The following is a 26,938-nucleotide window of genomic DNA, read 5'->3' as shown; positions in this document are numbered from 1 at the left end:
TCAAATATGGATACGTTAATAGTTCGACCTGATAAAAAGAAGTTGAAAGCGGTCAAAGAAATGTTAAAGAAAATGGAAATCCCATTTGAAACTACTTCAGATAGAATTTATAATGAAGCATTTGAAGAAAAATTAAAAAGAAGTGATGCGTCTTTTGCAAAAGAAGAATATACGGTAATTACAACCGAAGACTTATGGAAATAAGGTTAGGCTCAGAAGCTGTTGAAGATCTTATTTACATTAAAAAAAATCGTAATAAAAAGATTCTTAATCGAATTGATATGTTGATAAAATCTATATTAATCTCTCCATTCAAAGGACTGGAAAACCTGAACCATTGAAATATAATTGGAAGGGTAAATGGTCAAGAAGAATTGATAAAGAGAACAGACTTATTTATGAAGTTGAAATTGATCATATTAAAATTCATTCATTTTTAGGTCATTACAAGTTATGAAAAATCACTTAAAAAACAAATTAACTTAATAGATACTCACCCTCATGCACCGACGAACCTTCCTAACCCAATCCACCACCATGCTAGCCACTTTGCCATTGATATCAATGCCATTGGAGGCATCCAAACCCGTCTTTGGACACAACAATAAAAAATATTCATGGGACAAAAACTGGCTGTCTGGCAATGTAAATCTACCCAAAGTAAAAGATTGCCATGAAATGGTATTTACAGCAAATAGAGAAATCATCCTCCTTACCAACGATACCCCAAACAACTTTATCAGAATGTCCAAAAGCGGGAAAATCTTGTCTTCTTATGGCAATGAATTTCCCGGTGGGCATGGTCTAACGATAGGTGGTGTCAAAGGAGATGAATTTCTATTGGTAACGGATACGGATAGACATCAATTTTTCAAAACGACACTGGAAGGGAAGATCATTCAGTCATGGAATTATCCGCGTGAATCCGAAAAATATCAAAATGAAACCGAATTCATCCCTACAGAAACAGCTGTTACATCAAATGGTGAAATATATGTAGCTGATGGATATGGAGCGCAATATATTATGCATTATGGAGCAGATGGAAAAATAAAAAATATCTTTGGTGGTCGAGGTTCTGAGCCAAAACATCTCGACAATGCTCATGGCATCTGTATCGACACCAGAAATACTGCACCTACATTGATCATTACAGACAGAAACCGTTGTTGTTTCAAAAGATTCAGTATGGATGGCAAGTATTTAGAAACAATCTCATTGCCCGGAGCGAATGTTTGCAGACCGGTGATCAAAGGTGATTATCTATTTGCTGCAGTATTGACTTCAGGCAGCACAGGCAATGCAGAGACAGGCTTTGTCATCATTTTGGATAAAGACAATAAACTGATTTCTGCTCCGGGCGGTTCTACTCCGGCCTATGAAGGAAATATGTGTAAAGAAAGTTATCAGACAGTCCATCTCTTTAAGCATCCTCATGATGTTTTGGTGGATGATGAAGGTAGTCTTTACGTATGTCAATGGAATAGCGGGCAAGTTTTACCTTATAAATTTACACCTTATGTTTAGAAGGCTGGTATGGATACTGTTTTGTGGGCTTTACCATTTTAGTTTTGCTCAACCACTACAACTTAGTCAACCTAAAGCTAATATTCAAATGGCCATGGTTAGCAAGGATAACCCACGAAAACTGATATTGGATTTCAGAATGGATGGCACTGAAATTAGATTTACTCAAGATGGGACCGAACCTACCAAAAAAAGTAAAGGGTATAAAATACCTATCAAAGTGAGTAAACCTATGATAATTAAAGCCAAAGTTTTTCATAAAGATTTTACTCCATCAGAAACGGTCACAGCAACTTTTGTATCTAGTGGGAAGAAGGTAAGGAATTATATTGTTTCTGAGCACAATCCTAAGTATGCTGCCGAAGGTTCCAAAACATTATTTGATGGTCAGTTTGGAGATATGTCTTATGCAAAAAACTATTTAGGGTACGACAAAGGACCGATAGAAATTAAAGTTGAGGCAGACGCCAATTACACGATTTCCAGCATTCACGTCTCGTATCTCGCCAATCAGGGCGCATGGATATTTGGTCCATCCAAGATTTCAGTCTTTGATGAAAATAATAAGTTGCTCCACCAAAAAAACTTTGGTGATAGTACTCAAAAGCAAGCTTCAAATCATGCAATAACATCTTTAACAGTCCCAAAAACAAAGTATAAGCATCTAAAATTGGTCATCGAGCCGGTATCATCCATCCCTGACTGGCATGATGGACGTGGGTTACCTGCCTGGTTTTTTGTGGATGAAGTGTGGGTGAAGTGAGGATCTATTACAAATCCATTTATTTCAGATGATAAATGATGATAAGTGATAATTTTTGCATAGGAAATTCCAGTGATTTTAAAATCTACTCTCTAAACCACTTGACATCGGCATAAAAAGTGCCGAAGGGTAGGAGAGAGGCTACAAAAGCTGCCGCCATCTTCCATCGACTCCATTTGTAACGCCATCCGACCTGTAATAACAGGAAAACGTACAATATAAAAAGTATGCCGTGTGCCATACCTACTATATAGTTGGGTTTCGGCATTCCGTATTGATATTTGAGCACCATCGTGATGCCGAGTAACAGGTAAGAACATCCTTCTGCAAAAGCCACCAAACGAAACCTGCCCAATGATGAGGATAACAATCCCAAAGACATACGTATAAATTTTTAACTCCATTATGTACAAAAAATAAGTGTAAAAGTTTTGGAGGTGAAGGATATAGTATCTATACCTGTCTTCCAATCTTAACGAGCAGGCTTGAATATGCATCTTTATTAGATAAAATGTAACTATTTAGGAACGATCAATTTCAATCAAAAAATGCTAATTTTCCGTGATATTTCAGCTCTTTTTTCGTCAATAGCGCTGCTATTAACTCAAAAAGTAGCTTCATCTGACGAAAAATTAACTGATTTTTGTGATTTGAAAGCATATACCTAAGTAGTTACGATAAAATTTACATTTAAATCATGGTGTAACTTGACGCTTTTTGAGATTTTTATGACTAAAAAATTTACCTTTGTTCATTAGTATGTACACTAAGCTAAAAACGAAAATTGGTTCCTAAACCATGCAAAAACTCAAAGAATTCAAATTTAGAGCTGGTATTTTGATGCGCCTTATGGTTTCATTGCTGCTGATTTATACAGTTTGCAGGCTTGGTTTTATAGTCTACAACAAACAGGATCTTGCTATAGATGATTTTAAGACATTTTTTATAGTCATGATCAATGGTTTGCGATTTGACATATCTGCTATTTTCTTTGTCAATATCTTATTTGTCTTAATGCTGATGCTGCCTTTAAAAGTATTGGCGTTGAAATCTTTTCATTCCATCATCAAGTATTTATTTTTAGGAATTAACATATTTTTTATACTCATCAATAGTGTTGATATAGTTTATTTTCCGTTTTCTCAAAAAAGGATGCAATCAGACGCATTTCTATTTGTTACAGGAGATAAAGGAAGCGAATTATTCGATCTATTACCTACATTTTTGATGGAGTATTCACCTGTCTGGCTCGCATTTGGCCTGTTGATATTTGTTTTTGTCAGGGTCAGTATTAAGGAATTTCAAAAACTAAGTCATCAACCACAAGATATCAAACTTTCTTATGCATCGGCTATGTTTCCACTGATGGCGAGCTGCATATTTGTGTTGGGGGCACGTGGCGGGTTTCAGCTTAGACCTCTAGGTGTCATACAAGCATCAGAAGTAGCGGGAGCTGTAAATAGTCCGGTAGTTATGAATACACCTTTCTCTGTTTTACAGACATTAGACAAAGAATCACTCACTGATGTACAGTATTATAATGTGGAAGATATTGAAGATTGTCAATCAGGAGTACATATATCGACGGGTCAGGATACCTTGACAGATAAACCCAATATAGTCATCATCATAGTAGAGAGTTTATCAAAATCATATTTGAAATACTTTGGTGGTGACGTTGAAACTCCTTTTTTGGATTCGCTGATGAAAAATGGGATGGTCTTTACCAATGCTTTTGCCAATGCCAAGGAATCAGTCAATGGAGTGCCTGCAATACTGGCATCAGTGCCATCTATGATGAAAAACCCTTACGTTTTTTCACGATATTCTTCCAATAAAGTCAATAGTTTGGCTTCGATCCTGAAAATTGATGGATATTCTTCTGCTTTTTTTCATGGAGGTATGACCGGTACAATGGGTTTCAGTTCATTCTGTTCCAGTACTGGCTTTGATAAGTATTATGGAAAAGAAGATTATCCGGAGCCAAAGGATTTTGATGGTTCATGGGGTATTTGGGATCATAAATTTTTCCCTTTTATGGCAAGTAAACTATCAACCATGTCTCCACCCTTCGTAGCTGCGGTACTGACCATGAATCCGCACTCTCCTTTTAAACTTCCTGCCGAAGAGAAAGACAAATTTGCTACAAAAGGACATCCGGTAAAAGCGCTACTCAAATATGAAGATGCGGCTTTGCTGACATTCTTTGACTCAATAAACAAAAAAGATTGGTATCAAAATACTATATTTGTTATTACTGGTGACCATACAGGTCCAAACATAAAAAAAGGTAGTAAAATGGATGACTTTCGAATACCAATCATATTTTATAGTCCCAAGGGTGAGTTCAAAGGTGTGTCTGATAGTGTTGCTGCCCAAATAGATATCATGCCTACTCTTCTCAATTATGTAAATACTAAAACATCCTATTTTTCATTGGGTAGAGATCTTTTTTCTACCAAATGTAGTGGAAAGTCAATCACATATCATGGTAGTATCTATCACTTCATGGATCAAAAGTATTACCTTCAATATAATGGAGAAACCATTGTTGGTGTATACAACTGGCAAGATGATCAGTTACAGAAGAACAATTTAATGGATAAAGCAGGGATAAAAGCTGCAATAGTTCATTCTGAAGAAAATATGCTCAAGGTCATCCAGGTTTTTAATCATAGGATGATCAACGACAAGTTTTATATTGGAACATCTGAGGACAATGCACAATAATCATTTCTGAGGTTTTAAAACATGAATAAATGTCAAAACACGATCCATCTTTCGATAAAACCGGGTTTATGTTCTGATTTTGTATAACTGGTATCAAACAAGCATCAGGACAGGATTTTCCAACATAGATTTCAAAGTTTGAAGAAACTGTGCTGCAGTTGCTCCATCAACGACTCTATGGTCACACGACAGAGTCACTCTCATCATATTGCCTATGACTATCTGATCATTTTTTACTATTGGTTTTTTTATAATGGAACCCACTGCAAGAATGCATGCGTCAGGTGGATTAATTATCGCAGTAAATTCTTCAATGTCAAACATACCTAAATTAGAAATAGTGAAAGTATTTCCCTGCATTTCCAGTGGGGTTAATTTTTTTGTTTTGGCTTTACCAGCCAGTTCCTTTACCTCCTGATTTATTTGTGACATTGATTTGAGGTCTGCGTAATTAATTACAGGGACAAGTAAACCTTCTTCTACAGCTACTGCAACACCAATGTTGATGTCTTTGTGATAAGTAATTTTATCTCCAAACCAAGATGAGTTAATGGTTGGATGCTTGCGAAGAGCGGTGGCACTTGCTTTTATTACAAAATCATTAAAAGAAATTTTGACAGGTGCGGATGCATTAATGGCTGTTCTTGAATCAACGGCATTATCCATATTTATCTCGATAGTAAGATAAAAGTGCGGTGCTGTAAACTTGCTTTCACCCAAACGCCTTGCTATGGTTTTTCTCATTTGTGTCACGGGAACATCTCCGTACACAAAAGTACTTACAGGTGCGACATATTGCTGAGACGGCACGACTGGTGCTACCTGGACCTGCGGTTTATTTGCCAGAAAATTTTCTACATCTTTTTTGATGATACGCCCCTGATCTCCGCTTCCCTGTATTTGATTTATTGGTAAACCTGCATCTGCTGCAAGATTTTTTGCAAGTGGTGATGCTTTTACTCTATTTGAAGTCTCCATTATTACAGGTGACTCTTCGATTTTTGTATTAATTGTCACCACTTCAGCTGTAGTTTCAATAGATGAAGCCTGTTGTGGAATTTTGACTTCTGTTGGTCCAGCTGGTTTTTTTTCATCTTGAGATACTTTTGGTTCCCCCAATAAATGCTTGAACTCTTCACCTTCCTTACCAATGATGGCAATAATACCATCAACAACCACGGGGCCTGAAGGAACACCGATATATAATAAAACTCCATCAAAGAAACTTTCCAGTTCCATTGTCGCCTTGTCAGTCTCCACTTCTGCAAGAACATCTCCGGCTTTTACCTTTTCACCTTCTTTTTTTAACCATGCTACGATATTGCCCTCTTCCATTGTATCACTTAGGCGGGGCATTCTTATAATTTCTGCCATTTTTATTATATCTGATTTTGAAGGCCAAATTTAGCTAAAGATTTGATGTTTTAAGTAATAAATAGTCTTAAAATAATATTTATGTCTCAGCAATCAGTATTGATCGATATTTACTTTTTAAGAATTTTGAAATCAAATGATGGATATTTTCTAGCACAATATTCAAGTTCAGTTTTATTTTTTATTTATTTGACTCCAAATACATAATTTTGTTTTCTGCCGTGTTACATCTTTCAATGGACTACCCAACACGTGGCAGCCATTATTTAAGTTCTTTAGCTATTGAATAACTATTTTCAAGATTTTCGACAAAAAGCGAGACCAAACGAATGATCAACATGCTTAAAGGTATACTACTCACTTTCCATTTTGCATAAAAACTTAATGGTATTTTCATTTTTTAAATGGCTATGTAAAAATAATTAATCGATAATGAAAAAGATAATTATAGTTTTGCAAAATAGGAATGGATGAATTTTAGTTATAGTGTTGTTATATATACATTTGTGAAAAATAATATAGTTTATGTTAGATGATTTAATGGGGAATCTGGAAAAACAACAGACTGAAATTCAAAAGAAGCTTTCAGCTATTGTTATTGAAGTCAAGCAGGAAGGACTTACTATTACAGGTAATGCAGCAAAAAAACTGACTAATGTGTTGATAAGTAATGAATTAATTGACTCCCAAGATATAGAGATGTTGGAAGACCTGCTTGTGACATCTATCAACAGATTTATAGAAGATGCTCAAAAGGCTGAGGCTAATGAAACTCAAAGTATGATGAATGAAATGTTACCACCGGGATTCGGCGATTTGTTTAAATAAATTTTGTGGCATTTTGAAACGGAGCTTTAAAAGTTTGAAATTTTTACTTTTTTGTTTTATTGGTCTTACATGTACGGGGCAAGTCAGTCACTTTAGTTTTAGGTTTGATGATTGTTCATATGAAGATGAATCAACAAGAATTCCTGGTCTTACACCAGGAGGCAACCCAAATTGTTTGTGTGGATTAGGAGAAAAAGCAATTTCTTTAAATGGAGTGAATGATTTTCTGAAGTTCAGTACACAAGTCAATCAGCTTTTTGATACTGATTTTACGTTTGATTTTTATTTCAATATAGAAGATCAGGTTGGCGAATCAGATATTTTTAGTTTAAGAAATGGATGTACAAATCTTGATTCATTATGGGCTTTAAGGTACATCCATGCTACTGATGAGATTCTATTTGAAATTGGTAGCAATGTGAGTAATTACTATTCAGTTAAAAAGTCTGTTTCAAAAGAAATATGTTGGCATAGGTTTACTTTGGTGAAATTTGGTTTGACTTATTTAGTATATTTAGACAATCAACTCATAAGTAATATTTTGGCAAGAGAAAACATTGTTTTATCTCGAAATGCCAGGATGTCAGTCGGAGACAGTCCCTGCAATATAATTAATGGTGTACGCAGATTTAAGGGTGTGATTGATGAAATTACTCTGTATAACAGGGCTCTTTCAGATCTGGAGTTAAAGAGTATATATAAATTTCCGGATCAGATTGTGACTCCAAACAGCACCATATTCAAAGGACAAACTATACAATTAGAAGTAGGCGAATCATGTTCAAGTCGGGTGCAATGGAGTCCGGGATCTTCTTTGGATGTTTCGGATGAGTTGGACCCAATAGCTTCTCCTCAAAAAACCACCACATATACAGTAACATTAGATAATGGTACCTGTATCAGTAGAGATTCTGTTACCATTTTTGTAGCTGATAAGGATGAACTGGATTGTGATAAATTACTTCTCCCAAAAGCATTTACACCAAACAACGATGGATTGAATGAAACATTTGGGATCAGCAATATATTTATCATTGATCAAATGGAGTCTTTTGAAATATTTGACCGATGGGGAGCAAAAGTCTGGGAAACCAATCAACCAGAAGAAAAATGGGACGGAACATTCAAGGGTCAGCTGCTTTCAAACGGAATGTATTTATATAAAGTCAAATACACCTGCAAAGGAGTGCAAAAGATCAATATTAATAACTTTAATCTGATAAGGTAATACTCAATATTATTTGTTCTAGTTCGCTAACTATCATAGCCGTTGCTCCCCACATTTTTTTACCCCCGATATTATAGTAAGGAGTATCAGGTAAGGTGATATTTCTTATTGAGATATCTGTTTTCCCCTTATTCTTTTCTTTCATAAGGTGGGACAAAGGCAACTCTATAATATTGCTTACTTCCGAGATCTGTGGTTTGAAGTCAGGATATTCAGATGTAAAGCCTACAAACGGGTGCACTAAAAAATTGCTCACATAAACATACAAGGGGGTCAATCCGCCGAGGATTCCTATATTGTCCGGAGGAACTCCAATTTCTTCGTAAGTTTCTCTGAGTGCACAATCTTCAAAGGAATAGTCATTTTGATCAAATTTACCACCTGGAAAACTTATTTGCCCTGCATGTTTATCTTCCTGATGCTGGCTTGACCGTTCTATAAAGCAAATGTGCCATTCGTCATCTTTTGGAAATAAAAGAGCCAAAACGCATGCAACTTTATGGTCCGGGGCAATAACTCTGTATTTTTCACTACCTACAGGGGCCATGATATTTTGAAATTGTTCGCCAGGCAGATCGTTATACAACCTTTTTTCAAGTCTATGTATAAAGTTGACATCCATAGAGTTATGAATGTTTAGGAAAAAAAATATAAAAGAAGATGAAGGTTATTTCGGCCCATTGGCTTTTACAATATAATTTTCTAATGCCTTGGTCATGGATGGTGCTTCAGGTGACGGTGCTTTTATATTGACAAAAAGCCCTTTATCTTCAGCGGCCTTAAGTGTAGTATTTCCAAAAACGGCAATTCTTGTTTTGTTTTGTTGAAATTCGGGAAAGTTCTCGAACAGTGATTCTATACCTTGTGGACTAAAAAACGCTAATACATCGTAATATACATCACTAAGATCGGAAAGATCTGCAGAGACTGTTTTGTACATCACTATTTGTGTATGGTTGATTCCGAGTTTTTCAAGATAATTCACTATCTCTGTTGAACCAAGGTTTGAACAGGGGAGAAGAAATTTTTCACTTTTATATTTATTAAAATAATGAGCAAGATCTTCAGCTATCCTCTTACCAACAAAAAACTTTCCTTTTTCTGTAAAGTATAAATTTCTGAAGGTAATTTGCAATGGCTTCGGTAAGACAAAAATATCTTGTTTCCTGACTTATTCTTGCTCTGGTTTCTTCTGCAAGTCTGAAAAAATTGTCAATAGCACCCTTGCTGTTAAAAATAATACATGGAAACTCACCAAGATTTATCCTGTTTTTTCGAAATTCTTTTTCTGTAACAGGAGCTACTTGAATAAAGGGCCTCCAGTCGATCTTTAGATTCCACTTTTGCTCCATGTCGTAATAAGGAGACTTGTCTTCGGGTTTGGGTTGGGATATCAGGAGCGATTTTACAGGACCGTACTTTTCTACGTATTTTGCCACTGTTTGTGACGCTGAACTTTTATTTGCCATTTAACTCCAAATAAGTTTACTCAACAATTTTTTACACCAGAATTATCTTACTTAATGCAAAAATTATTCCAGAAAATTTGAAATCGTTTTCCACAGAATTAACATGGGAACAATTTCGAAAGCGCAAAGGTAAATAATTATTTGGAAAAATCTCTCAATAAAATATTCAGATAAAATAAAAACGCCTCTGAACGTTCTGAGTAAATACAAAAATGCCAATAAAAATATAGTAAAAATAAGTACATAGTACTTGTATTCGACAGGACCTAAAGCTAAAAATAAATTGATTGGAATTAGGATGAGTCCAATAAAGTGATTGAATACCATCACAGTAAAACTAAATATTCCTGCAGGCTTTGAAACGGGAAAGACTATACCCAGAAACAAAAGAGTGGTGTGTCTGATCAGGTATACAGCAAAAACTACTGCCATAATAAGGCCGTAAGTAACAATTCCTGATGGTCCACCATATTGTGTAGCTGCTAAGTACAAAAAAGCGGAAAAGTTAATCACAAATATTAGGTACAGGATAAAAGTAGATGGTCTGAATAGGTCTTCACGATAATACAGTTTTAAGATATTTTCATTGATCAGAGATTTTGATATTAAATTTAGAATCTTCCGGCCAGTACCCAAAACGATGGCAAGTAAAGCACATCCAAGTATCAGGAAAAAAAACAGGAATCTGGTTGAACCTTTTGTACTTTCTGTTATCGTCTTTATATCTTCAGTTTTTTTATCTACAATGGACTTTCTGATAGGCACATGGTCTACTTCGAATGGGTTGGCTTTTGAGTTGGCAGAAGGTGGAGAACTTACTAAGCTAATGCTATCTATTGATAAGGATAATGTATCGGATTGAAGTTTTGCCTGAACTTTCGAAAGAGTATCTCTGATAAGAGTATCACTGATCGGTATTTCCTTTAACCTTGGTTTTATTTCAAACGGATTTGATCTCGATTGCGCACACACATCATAATGAAGTGACATAAATATCACAAAAACAATCCCCAAAGGGAATATATATTTACACCATTTCTGCATTGCGGGTCAAATTTATAAATTTATAGTTAAACCAAATTCAATATTTAGATAATTAAGTAATCAAAAACCAAAATTTTACCAATGTGGGAAGAGATTTTGCCCTATATTTGAAAGGATGTATAGGCTGAAATGGCTACTATATTAAAAAAAAAATAAATATAGTGTTATCTTTGGGCTGAAGTATCAGAGAACAATGCCAAATGCCCTAATAAGACGACTTGTTATACTTGGAGGCTTATCCATTATTCTTATTATATTTGTTCAATCCTATTGGCTACTCAAAACATGGGACATCAAGGATAAAGAATTTGATCAATCCGTCAACATCGTTTTGCGAAATGTAGCTGAGCGAATGAGTAAGTTTAATAAGACAATACTTCCCAAGTCTGAAGTTGTCCAAAGAAGATCATCCAACTACTATGCTGTCAACATCAACAGTGGAATCGATGCAGGTCTTTTGGAGCAATATCTGCTTCAGGAAATGGCAAAACAATCATTAATTATAGATTTCGAATATGCCGTTTTTGACTGTACTACGGATGAACTTGTGTACGGAAATTATTGCTCAGTTGAAAATACAGAAGATTCAAAATTGAAAAAAAATAAGAATTTACCTAAGTTTCAAAACCTTACTTATTATTTTGTTGTCAGATTTCCGCAAAGGGAAAACTTTCTTTTGGCCAATAAGAATATGGCTTTGACACTCACTTTATTATCTGTTTTGGCGATAGCATTTTTTTTATATAGTATGTGGATCATTCTTGAGCAAAAAAGACTTTCTGAATTGCAGAAGGATTTTATCAACAATATGACTCATGAATTTAAGACTCCAATATCATCAATAAAGATAGCTTCAGATTTTTTAGCCAATGACAAAACACTACAAAGTGATGCCCGGCTTAGTAAATATGCTCAGATAATCCGGGAGCAAAATCAACGTTTGAACAATCAGGTAGAAAAAGTGCTTAATATAGCCCGATTGGAAAAAGATAGTATTGAATTGAAAAAGGAAATATTTGAAGTCAATGAAACGTTAAATGAAATAATAATTAATGAATCATTAAAACTTAAACAGGGAAATATAACATTTGCCCCTTTGAAACCTGAAGTCTACATCAATGCAGATAAGCTCCACTTTGTAAATGTAGTGGCAAATATTATTGATAATGGTGTGAAATATAGTAAAGATGAACCGGTTGTTAATATTTTTTTAAACGAAGATGCAAAAGATGTGTTGTTACATATCAAGGACCATGGGATTGGGATAGATAAAGAAAATCAGAAGAAATTATTTGATAAATTTTACAGAGTATCTACAGGAGATGTACACAATGTAAAAGGATTTGGATTAGGTTTGTATTACGTTAAGAATATATGTCTTGCCCATGGATGGCAAATCCAGGTGATATCAGAATCAGGATCAGGTACGGAGTTTATAATCAGAATGCCAAAATTATAAAAAGATGAACGAAAAACCCAGAATATTATATGTCGAAGATGACGAAACATTAAGTTTTGTGACTAAAGACAATCTTGAAATACACGGATATGCAGTAGATCATTGTCTGGATGGCGAAAGTGCCATTGAATCTTTTTTTAAGTCAACATATGACTTGTGTATTTTGGATGTGATGCTGCCTAAAATGGATGGATTTGCTGTTGCTGAAAAGATCAGATCAACTGATCCCAATGTTCCCATTTTATTTCTTACTGCTAAAAGTATGAAAGAAGACAGGATACAGGGTTTGAGGTTGGGAGCAGATGACTATATCACAAAACCATTTAGCATAGAGGAGCTGATATTAAAAATTGAAGTATTCCTCCGAAGGAAATATGTATCTGTCTCCATCAATGACCAATATAAAGTAGGTAACTATAGTTTTGATTACAGAAATCTTGTTTTGTCTTTGGATGGAGATAGCAGAAATCTTACCCAAAAGGAAGCTGACCTTCTTAAGATGCTTCTGGATCACAAAAACAATGTAGTAAAAAGAAGCCTTATCCTTGAAAAACTGTGGGGAGAAGATGATTATTTCCTAGGCAGAAGTATGGATGTATTCATCAGTAGATTGCGAAAATATCTGTCAGGTGACCCAAAAATCAAATTGGACAATATCCATGGGGTTGGATTTAAATTAGTTATTGAATCCTGATTGCTTAGTTGGACTAATTGACATTTTGTATCAGTAAAATCAAAGAAAGAATAGCTGTGGCTTGTGCTATGGAATTGGCAAGAACATCTCCCCATTTTACATCTTCTTTTTCGCCATTCTTCAATTTTTCTTCTTTTTTCTCTTTATAACTCACCTTGATCTCTGCTCCAGGTCCAACTTTTGGGTAGCTTTTAAAAAATAAAAAACCTTTGGCTTTAGTGACCTTTCCTGAAGCATCGACTACTGTGATCTTTCCCGCTTCCTTTGCAAGACCACCTGCATACTCATCTATATAATATTTGGCTGACTTACCTTTATTGTACGGCACCTGGATCCTGCCTTGTGCAGTGATTTTTTCGGGATACACTTCATATGCCTTGGTAGCTCCTGTAATAGAGACGATGTTATTGATTTTAGGAATATTGATTTCATCGCCTTCCTGAAGGATGATGTTTTCAAATGACTTCGGATTTTTAATAGCTTTCTCCAGATCGATGATTACAAATCCTACATTATCTAGACCTCTTCGCAAAGTGGCTCCGGAGAGAAAGGCTTCATCAGTGGTGCCGCCGGATTCCCGGATTACTGTGGCGAGTTTGGTATTGTCACTCATCAATGCATAAGTACCCGGATATTTTACTTCTCCAGAAACAAATACATTTCTTTGCAACTCAAACTCAGGAGCTGTACGTACAAATATCTGATCAAATGGCTGTAATTCAAAATTTGTATCCCCTGCTTTGATATTATAATTTTCGTCAACTCTTAGATTGGCGGCAAGTACCCTTGTGGCTTTATTTTCTTCAAAATACAACCGATAAACATCGATACGATCCAAAGATGCTTCTCTCCTAAAACCACCTGCCAGAAGCAAGACATCCTTAAGTTTAAGTGTAGGGTTGTACAAAAACTCTCCGGGGCTTCTCACAGCTCCTGCGATCCTGATGAATGATTCGTCCGTATAATTATTTTTGGAATAAACCACCAACCTGTCTTTGGGTTCCAAACTGATATTGGAAGATGATGAAGGATTGTTGAGTGCTTCTTTTAGATTTACTGGTATATACTCTACAGTTTTGGCAGCATCTCCTTTATTCCTGAATATATAAGCAAAGTCTTCGATCGCATCATCCCGTAAGCCTCCGGAAAAAAATATAGCATCGGAGACTTTCATGTTTTTTTCAGCTCCTAAAGCAAATTTTGCAGGGTTTCTGACCGCACCTTCGACATTGACTTCATAAGCATCCGCATAAGTAGATTTAGATGAAATGATCAACTCATCGCCTTTACGAAGTGCTAAATTACTGCTGCCGCCTAGATTTGAAATGATGTTATCCAGATTTACAAATTCGTATCTTACGGTTTTGAAGTCATCATTAAATCTCCTAAGGTAAGCAATGCTCGTGATGGCATGATCAGCCAGTTTTGCTTTTTTAATCAGATCGGAAAGCTTTTCATTCGCTGTCATTGCGTACTTGCCTGGATTTTCAACAGCCCCTGAGATAGATACTTCATTTTTGATAAGGTCATTGATTTCCAGGACTGTGATTTCGTCACCGTTTAGAAGGGGAAACTTCTGATTGGATTTTTCAAGATCGCTCCAGTTGACATCTATGACACGCACAGAGTCTGACTCTATCCTTTTTACCTGAATAGTACTTTTCAAAGCATTTGCTTTTAAGCCTCCTGCATATTTGATCAATTCTGCAAGACCTTCATTATCAATCAGTTCGTACTGAAATGGCCGATTGATGGCCCCTTTTACTACCACTAACTTCTCTGCTACGGGTACATTGATGAAGTCATTTTCAGCCAGAAAAAACTCCTGACTAATAACGGGGTTTTGCAAATACTGATATACATCTATCGTTTTGGACTTTTTACCTGCTCTCAATAGCTGGATTTTACGCACACTACCGATATTATTGGGGCCACCAGCAGCTATCAATGCGTTGAATGCCGTATTCACTGCAGAAATATTGTAAGTTCCATTATTGAATACCTCTCCCAGGATATTGACATTCAGTGTTCTGGAAGTGGCAACAGTGAGAGCAAAATTTTCCTTTTGGAAATAATAATAATTTCTCAGTCTCGACGCCATCAATTGTTCTGCAGCTTCAACTGTAAGGCCAGCAAGATAATAACGTGGAAGTCCTGTAGGTTGAATATAGCCATCTTTTTGGATTTCAAGGGCAAAGTTTTCCTGTGTAGGTCCCCAAATCGAAATAGCTACTTTATCCCCTGGTCCAAGTACATATGCTTTGGTAGGCTTTGCATCTTCCGAAGTTCTGAACAATTGTATAGACTTATCTCTAAATATATGCTGACCATAAGTTACTGCTTGCGGAAGTTTGTCTTTGCTAGCTTCCTGAAGTTTTTCTGATACCGCTTCTTCTATCGTAGCTCCATCTTTTACAGCCTTTTGGATATCCTTAGTCTGAACAGATACTTTTGAAGGCTCATCTACACTTCGCGTGTCATCTATTTTGGATTGCGGCGGTGTGGTCGTTGGAGCTGGTGCAGGATTAGCTGGTTTTTCCTTGGCCTTTTTTTCTGCATCAAGTATCGCCATCACTTCTTCGGCAGCTTTTTTAGCTCGAGCTACATCAGCAGGGTTTTCAGGATTGATAGCGTCAGGATTAACTCCTTTTTTGATCATTTCCTGTTTAAATCGATCAGCATCATATCCTCTCTTTTCCAGCTCTGCTCTTGCCGCAGCTTCGTTGATATTTTGGCTATAAGCTGTGATTGAAATAAAACTTAAAAATATAAAAAGTAAAAATCTATACATTGTTGTATTTATTGTATTCGTATTCAATTAAATAAATCGTATCTGTCTATTCCCATTTGAGAAATCATTAATAATTCAAATTTGGCGAAAGCCATTTTTCTATCTCTTTAACGTCCATTTGCTTTCTTTTAGCATAATCTATGACCTGATCTTTTGTAATATTTCCTAAACCAAAGTATTTGGACTCAGGATGACCGATATACCAACCACTTACTGAAGCTGCAGGATGCATCGCTTTGCTTTCTGTCAGGAAGATACCGGTGTGCTTTTCTGCATCCAAAATCTTCCACAAGATATCCTTTTCTGTATGATCAGGACAAGCGGGGTATCCGGGTGCCGGTCTTATACCTTTATAATTTTCAGCAATCAGTGCTTCGTTGCTTAAGGTCTCACCTTTATTGCAGCCCCAAATATCGGTACGAATCACTTGATGCAAATACTCTGCCAAAGCTTCAGCAAATCTATCTGCCAGTGCTTTCATCATGATGGCATTGTAATCATCATGCTGATCTTCGTACATCTTGACCCAAGGCTCTATTCCGAATCCTGCACTGACGGCAAAAGCACCAAAATAATCCTTTTTTGAAGACCCTATCGGAGTCACATAGTCCGCAAGGCATTGATATGGCAATCCATCACTCTTCTTTCTTTGTTGACGTAAAAAATGAATCGTGTCACTTATTGCTCCTGATTGATGGTCATAAATGACTACATCATCGCCTTTGCTATTGGCTTCAAATATACCTGTTACAGCCTTTACACTGAGTCTGTTTTCTTTCACGATCAAATCAAGCATTTCCTTGTCATGATCATATAATTTTTGAGCTTCATCACCTACAAAAGCATCTCTAAAAATCGCGGGATATTTCCCTTTCAGCTGCCAGCTGGCGAAAAATGGCGTCCAGTCTATGTAAGGAATCAACGTCTCGAGACTAATATCATTCCAGACCTTGATACCTAAGTGAGCAGGTTTCACCGGGTCATAATTGTCCCACTCCAACTGTACTTTTTGTGCTCTGGCTTCATCGATGCTTATATATTCTTTGTCTGAAGCTGTCGCTGCTCTTTTGTTTCTTAGGTCCGAGTATTCTGTTTTGGTATTGCTGATGAACTGATCTGCTGTATTTTCCTCTTTGGTCAATAGCTGACTAACGACTCCAACACTTCGACTGGCATCCAATACATATATCACAGGACCTTCATACTGTGGGTCTATTTTGAGTGCTGTATGGGTTTTGGAGGTAGTAGCACCTCCTATCAATAATGGTGTAGTGAATCCTTGTCGTTGCATCTCCTTTGCCACGTGGACCATTTCGTCCAATGATGGAGTAATCAACCCACTCAAACCTATAATATCTACACCATACTCTTTAGCCGCGGTGAGTATACGATCTGCTGACACCATGACGCCTAAGTCAATGATCTCATAATTATTGCAAGCGAGCACTACGCCAACTATGTTTTTTCCAATGTCGTGCACATCTCCTTTCACTGTAGCCATAAGGATCTTGCCTTTGGCCGATCCTCCGGATAGGGCTTTTTCAGCATCTATGTATGGTGTAAGGTAAGCCACAGATTTTTTCATAACGCGTGCACTCTTTACTACCTGCGGCAAAAACATTTTTCCGGCTCCAAATAAATCTCCCACTACATTCATCCCATCCATCAGCGGACCTTCTATCACTTGCAGCGGTGACGTATATTTTTGTCTTGCTTCTTCTGTATCTTCGTCAATGTAATCGGTGATTCCTTTGACTAATGCGTGAGACAGACGTTCTTCCACACTGCTTTCTCTCCATCTCAGATCTTTTTGGATGACTTTGCCACCGCCTGCTACACGTTCTGCATAGTTGGTAAGTTCTTCAGTGGCCTTTTCGTTTCTGTTGAACAGTACGTCTTCTACAAGTGTCAGCAACTCTTTGTCCACTTCTTCATATACTTCGATCATACCGGCATTGACAATACCCATATCCATACCAGCTTGTATCGCATGGTATAAAAATGCTGAGTGCATCGCTTCTCTTACTTTGTCATTGCCCCTGTAGGAAAACGAGATATTGCTCACACCACCACTGACTTTGACTCCAGGACAAGCTGCTTTGATCTGGCGGGTAGCTTCTATAAAATTGATGGCATATTCGTTATGTTCTTTGATGCCCGTAGCCACAGCAAAGATGTTAGGGTCAAAAATGATATCCTCCGCAGGAAAATGAATTTCTTCAGTCAGGATCTTATACGCACGCTTGCAAATTTCCACTTTCCTTTCGATGGTATCAGCTTGTCCCTGCTCGTCAAAAGCCATAACTACAGTCGCTGCTCCGTACTTCCGCAAAAGGTTTGCTTGCCTTCTAAATTCTGTTTCTCCTTCCTTCATGGAGATGGAATTGACGATGCATTTGCCTTGTACACATTTCAGTCCTGCCTCGATGACTTCAAATTTGGAAGAGTCTATCATCACAGGTACTTTGGCGATATCAGGTTCTGACATCACCAGATTTAGGAATGTCTTCATCGCTTCTTTGGAATCCAAAAGCCCCTCATCCATATTGACATCAATGATCTGAGCACCACTTTCTACTTGTTGCAAGGCCACCGACAGAGCTTCGTTATATTTATTGTCAGCTATAAGTTTGGCAAATTTTCTGGAGCCTGTGACATTGGTTCTTTCACCTATATTGATAAAATTGAGGTCGTCTCTTACGATCAATGGTTCTAAGCCTGAATAGGCTGACAGCTTTTTTCTCTGTGACAAGGACCTGGGTTGCATTCCTTGTACGGCTTCAGCCATAGCTCTGATATGATCAGGTGTAGTGCCACAACATCCGCCTATGATATTGACCAGTCCTGAAGACACAAACTCTTGGATAAATGCTTTCATTTCGTCCGGACTTTGATCATAGGCTCCTAATTCATTGGGAAGACCAGCATTGGGATAGGCACTGACCAAACAGTCAGCAATCGCACTTAAGTCTTCAAGGTGAGGGCGCAATTCTTTTGCTCCCAATGCACAATTGAGTCCTACGCTAAAAAGATCAGCATGGGCTATAGATATATAAAAAGCATCTGCGGTTTGACCACTTAGAGTTCTGCCGGAAGCATCAGTGATCGTACCGGATACCATGACAGGAATATTGCTGTTTCTTTCTTCTTTTAGATTTTGAATAGCGAATAATGCTGCTTTACAATTTAAAGTATCAAATACAGTTTCTACCAGCAGGATATCGGTACCTCCATCCATCAATCCTTTTGCTTGTTCGTAATAGTTGGTCACAAGCTCGTCGAATGTGATCGCTCTGTAACCCGGGTTGTTGACATCAGGAGAGATCGAAGCCGTTTTATTGGTTGGGCCCATAGCACCCGCTACAAATCTCGGTTTATCCGGGTTTTTGGTAGTAAATTCAAGGGCTGCTTTTTTGGCGATTTTTGCAGATTCAAAGTTGATCTCATAAGTGACTTCTTCCAGATGATAGTCTGACTGTGATATTCGGGTACCATTAAAAGTGTTGGTCTCTATGATGTCAGCTCCAGCCTCCAGATACGCTTTATGGATTTCCAGAATGATGTCGGGACGCGTGATAGATAATAGGTCGTTATTTCCCTTCAGGTCTGAATGATGATTTCTGAATCTTTCACCCCGATAATCAGATTCCTCAAGCTTGTATCGTTGGATCATGGTGCCCATTGCTCCATCAAGAACCAAAACTCTGGTTTCTGCTATTTTTTTTAAATTTGCCATAAGTGGGTCAAAGGTACGGAAACCCAAGATTATTTAGAAATGATATCTATAAAATCAATAATCGTAGTGGATATTAGCTATGTTTACCCTAAATCCACCACCAATATAGTGTTGATCTGTTGTGATGTCTGATTTAGTTTTGCGCCACATACCTTGTAAATCAATGTAGTAATTATGGAAAAGTTCATAACTGACATCCACATTTAGTGCTGCTACTTTGGTTTTAAGACCTTGACCTATTACATTACCGTATTCCTGCTCTATAGTTTGCAGTGGTGCAAGTATATTTCCACCCCAGTTTTCGCCAGATCTGTCAGCTCCATAAGTTGTCAGCAAAGCTTTGGCTTGGATGTACATTCGATTGAAAGGTTTATATCGGGCTATACAAAGCAACTCTCTGAAATTTGCTCCAAGAGGATGCGCCAGCGGCTGATTGGAATGACTGTAGTTCGCTACGGAGTAATCAGAAAGAGACATCAAGGTATCTCTATGTGCATAGGTATAAGGCCTTACCGCATTGTATTCAACCTGCAAATCAAGATGATCTATGCCAAGTGCATTTACATATTTCAATCCTATCTGAGCACCAAATTTATTTGCCCACCATCCGGATTGTTTTTTGACTTCAGAAAGTTTAAATTCGTCCATGACAAACTGACCATAGATGGAAATGCCTTTCAAAGGATTCCATTTGGCATTAAGACCAAGGATGACATTGTCAGGACTATCTAAGTAATGCTCGACTGCCCTATATAAAATGACAGGATTCAGATATTGGAACTCAAAATGATTTTCTCTGGCAAAAACCACGGTTTCAAAAATTCCTACTTCAAATCTATTGTTCGGTTTAAACGCCAGATAGTGTGTAGCTGTATATTTTTTAGGTAATAAATTGTCTCCAGGATTTAATAAGGTAGATGTAGGAGCCATTTCTGCAAAAATATTTTGATAATGAAATTTCCAAATTCTGGTATTGAATTTAAGGTAAAAATAATTATGGCTGAAATCTGATAACAAAAGGGATCTGTAACCATTTCCAATAAAATGATTGCCATGACCAAACTCTATATTAATGCTTTTTACAGGATTAAAACCTACATAAGCTCTGGCATTGAAATAGTCGTATCCTTTAAGATTGGAGATAACACCGGAATTGTAATTTTTCCAAAACCCCTGTCCGGGTATGGTGCCATATTTTTTGATCCAAGACTCTGTATAATCAAGGAAACTTCTTTGCGTTTCCAATAATTGTGTATAAAAATAAACCTTTTTATCAATGTATGCTCTTGCTTCCAGCCCTCTTATATTTTGAAATACAATATTTTCATTGTTTACCTGATGGTGATATGACAATTGCATGACTGGATTCAAAATAAGCTCAAAAGATGGTGTATGCAGCTGCAGAAGATTTGCCGGAGTTTTATAAAAATACTTTAGTATTGGCTTTTGCTCAAATACACTTTTATTTATTTGCTGATGACTTGATAATGATTCATTTGTACCTTCTCTGAAAATGACTTCGTTTTGACTATCGGGCATTAAGATGGAGTCCTGCGTAACTAAAAATTCAAAATTATCGGAAAAAATATGTAATAAATCATATCGGTCTTTTTTTGTAAGTTCATCATTTTGCCATATGTTTTTAAAGAAATCTACTGTCAGATTTCTATCATAATTGTTGATACCATTGATCAGGGTAGTATCAGATAGTCTTAAGATCTCAGCTCTGTCATATGTGTGATAGGCCTGGTCGCCGCGAAGAATATAAGGAGACTGAGCATGAGTGCAGAAACTACTGATAACTGAGATAACGATTAAATAATGAAATTTCATCCATTTACGATTTTGGCACAAAGATGAATCAAATGTAACTTTCTATCTATACCGACGAGAATTTATTTTTCAAGTAATTCTGTCGCCATTATACTCAAAATGAATACAATAGTAGATGAATTTTTCGCAAACCAATTTATTTGAGTATAAATATTGCACAAATTATTTCGACCGTTAAATTTGGAACACATCTGTTTGGGAGAGATATTTTAAAATTTATCTGTACATTGCGTCCTTATCATATATTTTTAGGATAATAGAATGGAAAAGGTCAGATTTCTTTGGCATAGTCTAAAAAACTTCAGGCAAATGGGTACGGTCATCAGAAGCAGTGAAGCAATGTGCAGGAAAATGACCCATTTTATTATACCTGAGGATCACCTGAATATTGTCGAACTAGGAGCGGGAGATGGGGTGATTACTCAATATATCATGGAGAAAATGTCGGGTAAAGCCAAGCTTTTGGTTTTTGAAATAAATCCGGAGCTCTGTGATTTGATCAATAAAATAAAAGACGACAGAGTGATTGTAATAAACGACAGCGCTGAGCAGATCGAATACTATTTGAAACTTAATAATATAACCCATGCGGATATTATCATATCAGCTATTCCATTTTTAGTTTTACCGGATGACCTTACCAAGACCATATTATACTCATGCAAAAAGGTATTAAAATCTGAGGGTATTTTTATTCAGATGCATTATATAAGGTCTATTAAAAGGCTTTATAAAAATATTTTCGGCAATGTCCAAACTTATTTTGTAGCAGTCAATATTCCTCCGGGTTATGTTTTTAAGTGCATCAATGAAAAATAAAGGGAAACCAATTCAATTGAATCTGAAAAGGTCTTCCCAATAAAATGATACCTGTAAGCCGGATTCTGTAACACAAAAAATGTGTCCTCTGTCATTTATCTAAGCTGCCTACCCCTCCTGACTACCCATAAAGGGCTTCTGACCGGTGCCAATCAGACTTCTTCAGCAGAAGGCCAGGATATACATGGCATTTCAACCCACAAGGTTTATCCGATTCTTGCATTACTGCAAGAACCTGTGAGCTTTTACCTCACATTTTCACCCTTGCCCAGCACAGCCGGGCGGTTATTTTCTGTGACACTTTCTGTACCATGCCTGGCATGTTCCCATCCGTTAGATGGTGTGGTGCCCTACGTTGTCCGGACTTTCCTCTTTAGATTTACTAAAGCGACAGAGCAGTATCATAAACAAAGATACAACATAAATCCTTACAATGTTCCTTATTTGAGTTGGTAAATTGTCTCTAAGGAATAAATTCCAGATTTGCTCCCCAAAATTATTAAAACAAAATATAATTTTATTTAAAACATTTTAAACATCAGAAAAAATCTGTACCTTTGAGTAATTTTTGTACTCAATATGCTTGAGACGTTAATATCATCTAAGACAAGGATTAAACTTCTTCTTAAGTTTTTTCTCAACAGCAAAGCCACATCATATCTGAGAGGGCTGGAATCTGAATTTGGTGATTCTACCAATTCCATAAGGATTGAGCTCAACAGATTTGAAAAGGCGGGTATGCTGACATCATTTCAACAAGGAAATAAAAAATATTTCAGAGCTAATATTGAACATCCACTGTACAAGGAAACGCACAATATACTGCTCAAATATATAGGTTTTGATAAAATCATTGATAGGGTTGTTGAAAAATTGGGTGAAGTCAAACGAGTATATGTCACAGGTGCATTTGCACAGGGACTGGATGATAAAATTATTGAATTAGTGTTTATTGGTGAATTAAATCAGGAATATCTCAAGGACCTTATAGAAAAAGTAGAAAGCCACATAACCAGAAACATAAAGTATGAGGTACTTTCAGAGAATGATTTTTCTTATGATAACTGGGACAAGGAGTATGGCAATTCACTACTTTTATGGGAGGCTTGACAAGAAATGGTGAAAATGAAAATGGGAAATGTTGATAAGAATAGTATTGTAAATCAGTTGTCTGATATTGAGCTCAGATGGTTTGCTGTGTATACAAAGTATAAATGTGAAAAATACGTACAAGACCATTTAAATAAAAAGCAGATTGCTACATACCTGCCAATAATAAATAAAACAAAAAGGTATACAAGGAAAATCAAGCATTTGGAGGTTCCTATGATCAATTGTTATGTGTTTGTTCATATTACAAAAGATCAATATGTTCCTACACTTGAAACTGAGTATGTGGTCAAATTTTTGAAGCAAGGGAAGGACTTAATAGCCATTCCTCAACACGAAATTGAACTCCTGAAAAGAGTTGCTGGATATGTAGACGAAGCCAAAGAATTAAATTCAGATTTATTCGAAGAAGGTGATGAAGTCGAGGTCATATCCGGACATCTTACGGGCGTAAAAGGAAGATTGATCGCAAAAGAAGGGAAAAAGAGTTTTCTCATAGAACTGAAATCGATAGCCTATCAATTTAGGATCAATATTGATCCAAAGATATTAAAACCTGTTAAACAAGCAATGCTTATTGGTTGATTTACAGTTGTATATAATAGTTAGGAACTATATATTTTGATCAAGTACCTGCGACTTATCAGCGGCGTAGCCATGCATAAATTTGGTTGCGTATTTGTCAAGGTGATAAGTTTGTCAAAGAGCGGATACAAGAATTGTTAGATAAGCAATTAAATTAAGGTTAAAAATGAATATACAAATGGTGGACGTAAAGTCCCAATATCAAAAGATTAAAGAAGAAGTGGATCGCGGTATTCAAGAAGTCCTGGACACTACAGCTTTTATAAATGGGCCACAAGTTAAAAAATTCCAAAAGGAATTTGAGGCTTATTTGGATGTAAAACATGTCATCCCATGTGCCAACGGAACAGATGCACTACAAATAGCCATGATGGCAGTAGGACTCAAGCCGGGTGATGAGGTCATTGTTCCTGCCTTTACTTATGTGGCAACTGCAGAAGTTATAGCTTTATTGGGTCTTGTACCTGTCATGGTCGATGTTGATCCAGATACTTTTAATATCAATATTGAAGGTATCAATTCAGCGATCACATCTAAGACAAAGGCCATAGTACCGGTTCATCTTTATGGACAGTCTGCAGAAATGGAAGCTATCATGAAGATCGCAGAACACCACAAACTGTGGGTGCTAGAAGACAATGCTCAGGCCATTGGTGCTGATTATACTTTTAGTGATGGTCGTAAAGTCAAAACCGGTACTATAGGACATATAGGGTGTACCTCCTTTTATCCCTCCAAAAATCTTGGATGTTATGGTGATGGTGGAGCCATTATGACCAATGATGATGCATTGGGTACGTTGCTTCATAAAATTGCTAATCATGGCCAGGTGGTAAGATATTATCATGATGTGGTAGGTTGTAATAGTCGTTTGGATTCCATTCAGGCGGTTGTATTGTCCGCCAAGTTGCCACATTTGGATGCTTACCGTGATGCCAGAATTAAGGTGGCAGATTATTACGATACCGCATTTGCAAATGTTGATGTCTTGGAAACTCCCTTCAGAGCTTCATACACAACACATGTTTTTCATCAATATACATTAAAAGTAAAAGATGGAAGACGTGACGCTCTGAAAGCCTATCTGGATGAACAAAAAATACCAAACATGATCTATTATCCCGTACCATTGTACAAACAGGAAGCTTTTAAAGCATCATCCAATGGTTTGGAACTTCTGGAAAATACAGAATCACTTTGCAAAGAGGTTATTTCATTGCCTATTCATACGGAGATGGATGAAGATCAGTTGACGTTTATTTGTGAGAGAGTCAAAGCGTTTTTTAAATAACCGCATAGAGAAAGAAATACCAACTAAGTTCAATAAAGGAAGCACAGAGGTGTGTATAACATATTGCACTTTTGTGAAAAAAATTATCTTGCTACATTTGCCTATACTTACCCCCAACCCCTGAAGGGGAGACCAGCACTAATATTGAAAGCATTGGCGCGGGTCGTCTCAAGCGTAGCTTGACAGGCTCTTTAGGGAATGAGGGTAGCGGGCCATTTAAATATTTGTGCAATATGTTATACACACAGCACAGAGGAATTTTGGCAAAAGAAGTCAAAAAGGATTAATTTTGAATTAAATTTAAATTCTTGCATATGGAGACCATTTTAAAACCATTCAGAAGATCAAGTCGTGACCTTAGTATCGAAAAATACTTGGATAAGGAATCCTTATCGGCTGAAAAGCATGAATATTATAATGGAAAAATAAGAAAAATACCCGGATCATCCTATAATCATAATAAAATAGCTGCAAATATTATCATTGCTTTTGGTCAGTCATTTGAAATTAATCAATTATCTTTTGAAGTAATTTCTAGTGACCAAAAAGTATTTATTCCAAAATTGAATCAAGTATTATATCCCGATGCATTGATCGTCTATCAGAAACCTGAATTTTGGAATGGGAGAAAAGATATATTATTAAACCCTATTCTCATAGTAGAAGTATTGTCACCTACTACTGAAAAGTATGATAGACATGATAAATTTATGTCCTATAAAAACATCCCTACTTTTATGGAATATGTAATGGTCAGGCAAGAGACCAAAGAAGTAGAAACTTGGTTCAGGGAAGAACCTCATCTTTGGAGAGAGACTACTTTTAGCGATACGGGAGATGTAAAATTATCTTCTATTGGTATTTCGATTTCGATGGAAAAGGTTTATAAGAATATAGAATTCTAAGAAATACCTTATTTTTCTATAATAATTTAAAATGAAGTATCTATGAATGCCAAGGAAGCCAATGCATGGAGAAATGCCAATAAGGCAGCATTTTATGAACATGTTGAAAAATGGGTAGCCTTCTCTCCAAAACATGGCATCATTGATGTAGCATTAACACTAAAGGCTTTAATCAACCAATTAGAATTAAAGGGATTTTCTAGAGATGAATTTGTTGTTAAATATGTACATCCTTCTGAATTGCCATATAAAATGAAAATGATTATGCCAGTAAGGATTTTTGGAATTCGGAAAAAGGAATGGTCACCGGATTATTCTGTTGGTTTAAGTTTTGGCGACAATAAGATTTTTGAATCAATGTTAGTGGATTCAGGTGCAGATTTAAGTTGCATTGCAAAACAAACTGGAGAATTATTAGGATTGCAACTTGCCGATGGTGAAATTTTAAATGAAGTAGGTGGTGTTGGTGGTGGACTTTTAAAATATGCATTAAGAAAATTAACTTTTATAATTGATGAATATGAAATTCAAACACCAGTAGCTTGGCTTCAGGATAGTAGTTTTAATGAATTGATAGTAGGAAGAGAAGTTGTCTTTGACGAATTTGATATTGAATTCAAGCAAGCAGAAGAAAAAATCATTTTTAAAAAAAGAAACCCCATAGAACTTAGCTAGAATTAGTTAAAGTTTCCACGCTAAATATAAGTTATACTTTGATAATTGTAACTGTAGCACAAGCATCTAGTTTAAAA

21 protein-coding genes, 1 other RNA gene and 2 pseudogenes are annotated in these 26,938 nt (G+C 36.5%); 15 read left to right on the top strand and 9 right to left on the bottom strand.

Annotated elements, in window-relative coordinates:
- The first annotated feature begins 6 nt into the window (after window positions 1-6).
- The 4 genes and pseudogenes from IPK35_18710 to IPK35_18695 all read left to right on the top strand — a co-directional run bounded on the left by IPK35_18710 (window position 7) and on the right by IPK35_18695 (window position 2,290).
- Window positions 7-204 (top strand): hypothetical protein, encoded by a 198-nt coding sequence (locus tag IPK35_18710; GenBank protein MBK8055242.1) that lies wholly within the window; start codon window positions 7-9, stop codon window positions 202-204.
- Window positions 195-457: pseudogene (locus tag IPK35_18705) on the top strand (Txe/YoeB family addiction module toxin). The gene IPK35_18710 and the pseudogene IPK35_18705 overlap by 10 nt, the downstream one beginning before the upstream one ends.
- 44 nt (window positions 458-501) lie before the next feature.
- The gene (locus tag IPK35_18700) at window positions 502-1,527 is read left to right on the top strand and encodes a 6-bladed beta-propeller (GenBank protein MBK8055241.1); all 1,026 of its coding nucleotides are present in this window, start codon (window positions 502-504) and stop codon (window positions 1,525-1,527) included.
- Entirely contained in the window at window positions 1,520-2,290 is a 771-nt protein-coding gene (locus IPK35_18695; GenBank protein ID MBK8055240.1) for a chitobiase/beta-hexosaminidase C-terminal domain-containing protein, read from the top strand. Before IPK35_18700 ends, IPK35_18695 begins: the two co-directional genes overlap by 8 nt.
- 85 nt (window positions 2,291-2,375) lie before the next feature.
- On the opposite strand, the gene IPK35_18690 is transcribed toward IPK35_18695, so the two are convergent.
- On the bottom strand, window positions 2,376-2,672 hold the full coding sequence (locus IPK35_18690; protein MBK8055239.1) for a DUF3817 domain-containing protein: 297 nt from the start codon (window positions 2,670-2,672) through the stop codon (window positions 2,376-2,378).
- A gap of 416 nt (window positions 2,673-3,088) precedes the next feature.
- Between IPK35_18690 and IPK35_18685 the strand changes: the two genes are divergently transcribed.
- Window positions 3,089-5,020, top strand: coding sequence for a sulfatase-like hydrolase/transferase (locus IPK35_18685; protein MBK8055238.1), 1,932 nt, complete (start codon window positions 3,089-3,091; stop codon window positions 5,018-5,020).
- 93 nt (window positions 5,021-5,113) lie between these two features.
- Here the strand turns inward: IPK35_18685 and IPK35_18680 are convergent, their stop codons facing one another.
- Window positions 5,114-6,394, bottom strand: a complete 1,281-nt coding sequence (locus IPK35_18680) for a pyruvate dehydrogenase complex dihydrolipoamide acetyltransferase (GenBank protein ID MBK8055237.1) — start codon at window positions 6,392-6,394, stop codon at window positions 5,114-5,116.
- 525 nt (window positions 6,395-6,919) lie between these two features.
- On the opposite strand from IPK35_18680, the gene IPK35_18675 reads away from it, so the two are divergent.
- Both IPK35_18675 and IPK35_18670 read left to right on the top strand, forming a co-directional pair.
- Entirely contained in the window at window positions 6,920-7,222 is a 303-nt protein-coding gene (locus IPK35_18675) for a YbaB/EbfC family nucleoid-associated protein (protein MBK8055236.1), read from the top strand.
- 34 nt (window positions 7,223-7,256) lie between these two features.
- Window positions 7,257-8,450 carry a gliding motility-associated C-terminal domain-containing protein gene (locus IPK35_18670; protein MBK8055235.1) on the top strand — a complete coding sequence of 398 codons (1,194 nt, stop codon included), beginning with the start codon at window positions 7,257-7,259 and terminating at the stop codon, window positions 8,448-8,450.
- Here IPK35_18670 and IPK35_18665 read toward each other — a convergent pair.
- The 3 genes and pseudogenes from IPK35_18665 to IPK35_18655 all read right to left on the bottom strand — a co-directional run bounded on the left by IPK35_18665 (window position 8,434) and on the right by IPK35_18655 (window position 10,963).
- Window positions 8,434-9,072 (bottom strand): CoA pyrophosphatase, encoded by a 639-nt coding sequence (locus IPK35_18665; GenBank protein MBK8055234.1) that lies wholly within the window; start codon window positions 9,070-9,072, stop codon window positions 8,434-8,436. The two genes, IPK35_18670 and IPK35_18665, sit on opposite strands and share 17 nt — an antisense overlap.
- A gap of 45 nt (window positions 9,073-9,117) precedes the next feature.
- Window positions 9,118-9,919, bottom strand: a pseudogene (locus tag IPK35_18660) (uroporphyrinogen-III synthase).
- Between the two features lie 63 nt (window positions 9,920-9,982).
- Window positions 9,983-10,963: a DUF4271 domain-containing protein gene (locus IPK35_18655; GenBank protein MBK8055233.1), complete on the bottom strand. Its 981-nt coding sequence runs from the start codon at window positions 10,961-10,963 to the stop codon at window positions 9,983-9,985.
- Window positions 10,964-11,156: 193 nt separating this feature from the next.
- Between IPK35_18655 and IPK35_18650 the strand changes: the two genes are divergently transcribed.
- Together IPK35_18650 and IPK35_18645 are read left to right on the top strand one after the other, a co-directional pair.
- Window positions 11,157-12,422 (top strand): HAMP domain-containing histidine kinase, encoded by a 1,266-nt coding sequence (locus IPK35_18650; protein ID MBK8055232.1) that lies wholly within the window; start codon window positions 11,157-11,159, stop codon window positions 12,420-12,422.
- A gap of 4 nt (window positions 12,423-12,426) precedes the next feature.
- Window positions 12,427-13,116, top strand: coding sequence for a response regulator transcription factor (locus IPK35_18645; GenBank protein MBK8055231.1), 690 nt, complete (start codon window positions 12,427-12,429; stop codon window positions 13,114-13,116).
- 13 nt (window positions 13,117-13,129) lie between these two features.
- Here IPK35_18645 and IPK35_18640 read toward each other — a convergent pair whose 3' ends face one another.
- The 3 genes from IPK35_18640 to IPK35_18630 form a co-directional block, all read right to left on the bottom strand.
- Complete coding sequence (locus IPK35_18640; protein ID MBK8055230.1) at window positions 13,130-15,907, bottom strand: SLBB domain-containing protein; 2,778 nt, start codon at window positions 15,905-15,907, stop codon at window positions 13,130-13,132.
- A 67-nt stretch (window positions 15,908-15,974) separates the two neighbouring features.
- The gene (gene metH, locus IPK35_18635; protein MBK8055229.1) at window positions 15,975-19,643 is read right to left on the bottom strand and encodes a methionine synthase; all 3,669 of its coding nucleotides are present in this window, start codon (window positions 19,641-19,643) and stop codon (window positions 15,975-15,977) included.
- A 54-nt stretch (window positions 19,644-19,697) separates the two neighbouring features.
- The gene (locus IPK35_18630; GenBank protein MBK8055228.1) at window positions 19,698-21,476 is read right to left on the bottom strand and encodes a hypothetical protein; all 1,779 of its coding nucleotides are present in this window, start codon (window positions 21,474-21,476) and stop codon (window positions 19,698-19,700) included.
- Between the two features lie 261 nt (window positions 21,477-21,737).
- On the opposite strand from IPK35_18630, the gene IPK35_18625 reads away from it, so the two are divergent.
- Window positions 21,738-22,295 (top strand): hypothetical protein, encoded by a 558-nt coding sequence (locus IPK35_18625; protein MBK8055227.1) that lies wholly within the window; start codon window positions 21,738-21,740, stop codon window positions 22,293-22,295.
- Between the two features lie 38 nt (window positions 22,296-22,333).
- Here the strand turns inward: IPK35_18625 and rnpB are convergent.
- Window positions 22,334-22,702: RNase P RNA component class A (gene rnpB, locus IPK35_18620), an RNA gene on the bottom strand.
- 172 nt (window positions 22,703-22,874) lie between these two features.
- Between rnpB and IPK35_18615 the strand changes: the two genes are divergently transcribed.
- From IPK35_18615 to IPK35_18595, 5 genes are all read left to right on the top strand, one after another.
- Complete coding sequence (locus IPK35_18615) at window positions 22,875-23,405, top strand: ArsR family transcriptional regulator (protein ID MBK8055226.1); 531 nt, start codon at window positions 22,875-22,877, stop codon at window positions 23,403-23,405.
- A gap of 21 nt (window positions 23,406-23,426) precedes the next feature.
- Window positions 23,427-23,990: a UpxY family transcription antiterminator gene (locus tag IPK35_18610; GenBank protein MBK8055225.1), complete on the top strand. Its 564-nt coding sequence runs from the start codon at window positions 23,427-23,429 to the stop codon at window positions 23,988-23,990.
- A gap of 166 nt (window positions 23,991-24,156) precedes the next feature.
- Complete coding sequence (locus IPK35_18605; protein ID MBK8055224.1) at window positions 24,157-25,281, top strand: DegT/DnrJ/EryC1/StrS family aminotransferase; 1,125 nt, start codon at window positions 24,157-24,159, stop codon at window positions 25,279-25,281.
- Between the two features lie 314 nt (window positions 25,282-25,595).
- On the top strand, window positions 25,596-26,186 hold the full coding sequence (locus tag IPK35_18600; protein ID MBK8055223.1) for a Uma2 family endonuclease: 591 nt from the start codon (window positions 25,596-25,598) through the stop codon (window positions 26,184-26,186).
- 42 nt (window positions 26,187-26,228) lie between these two features.
- On the top strand, window positions 26,229-26,861 hold the full coding sequence (locus IPK35_18595; GenBank protein MBK8055222.1) for a hypothetical protein: 633 nt from the start codon (window positions 26,229-26,231) through the stop codon (window positions 26,859-26,861).
- The last annotated feature ends 77 nt before the right edge of the window (window positions 26,862-26,938 follow it).

This window comes from Saprospiraceae bacterium, from assembly GCA_016713025.1.
In the GTDB taxonomy this organism is placed as follows: Bacteria; Bacteroidota; Bacteroidia; order Chitinophagales; family Saprospiraceae; genus OLB9.
Note: the sequence above shows the minus strand (reverse complement) of the source record. Positions and strands in the feature narration are given on the sequence as shown.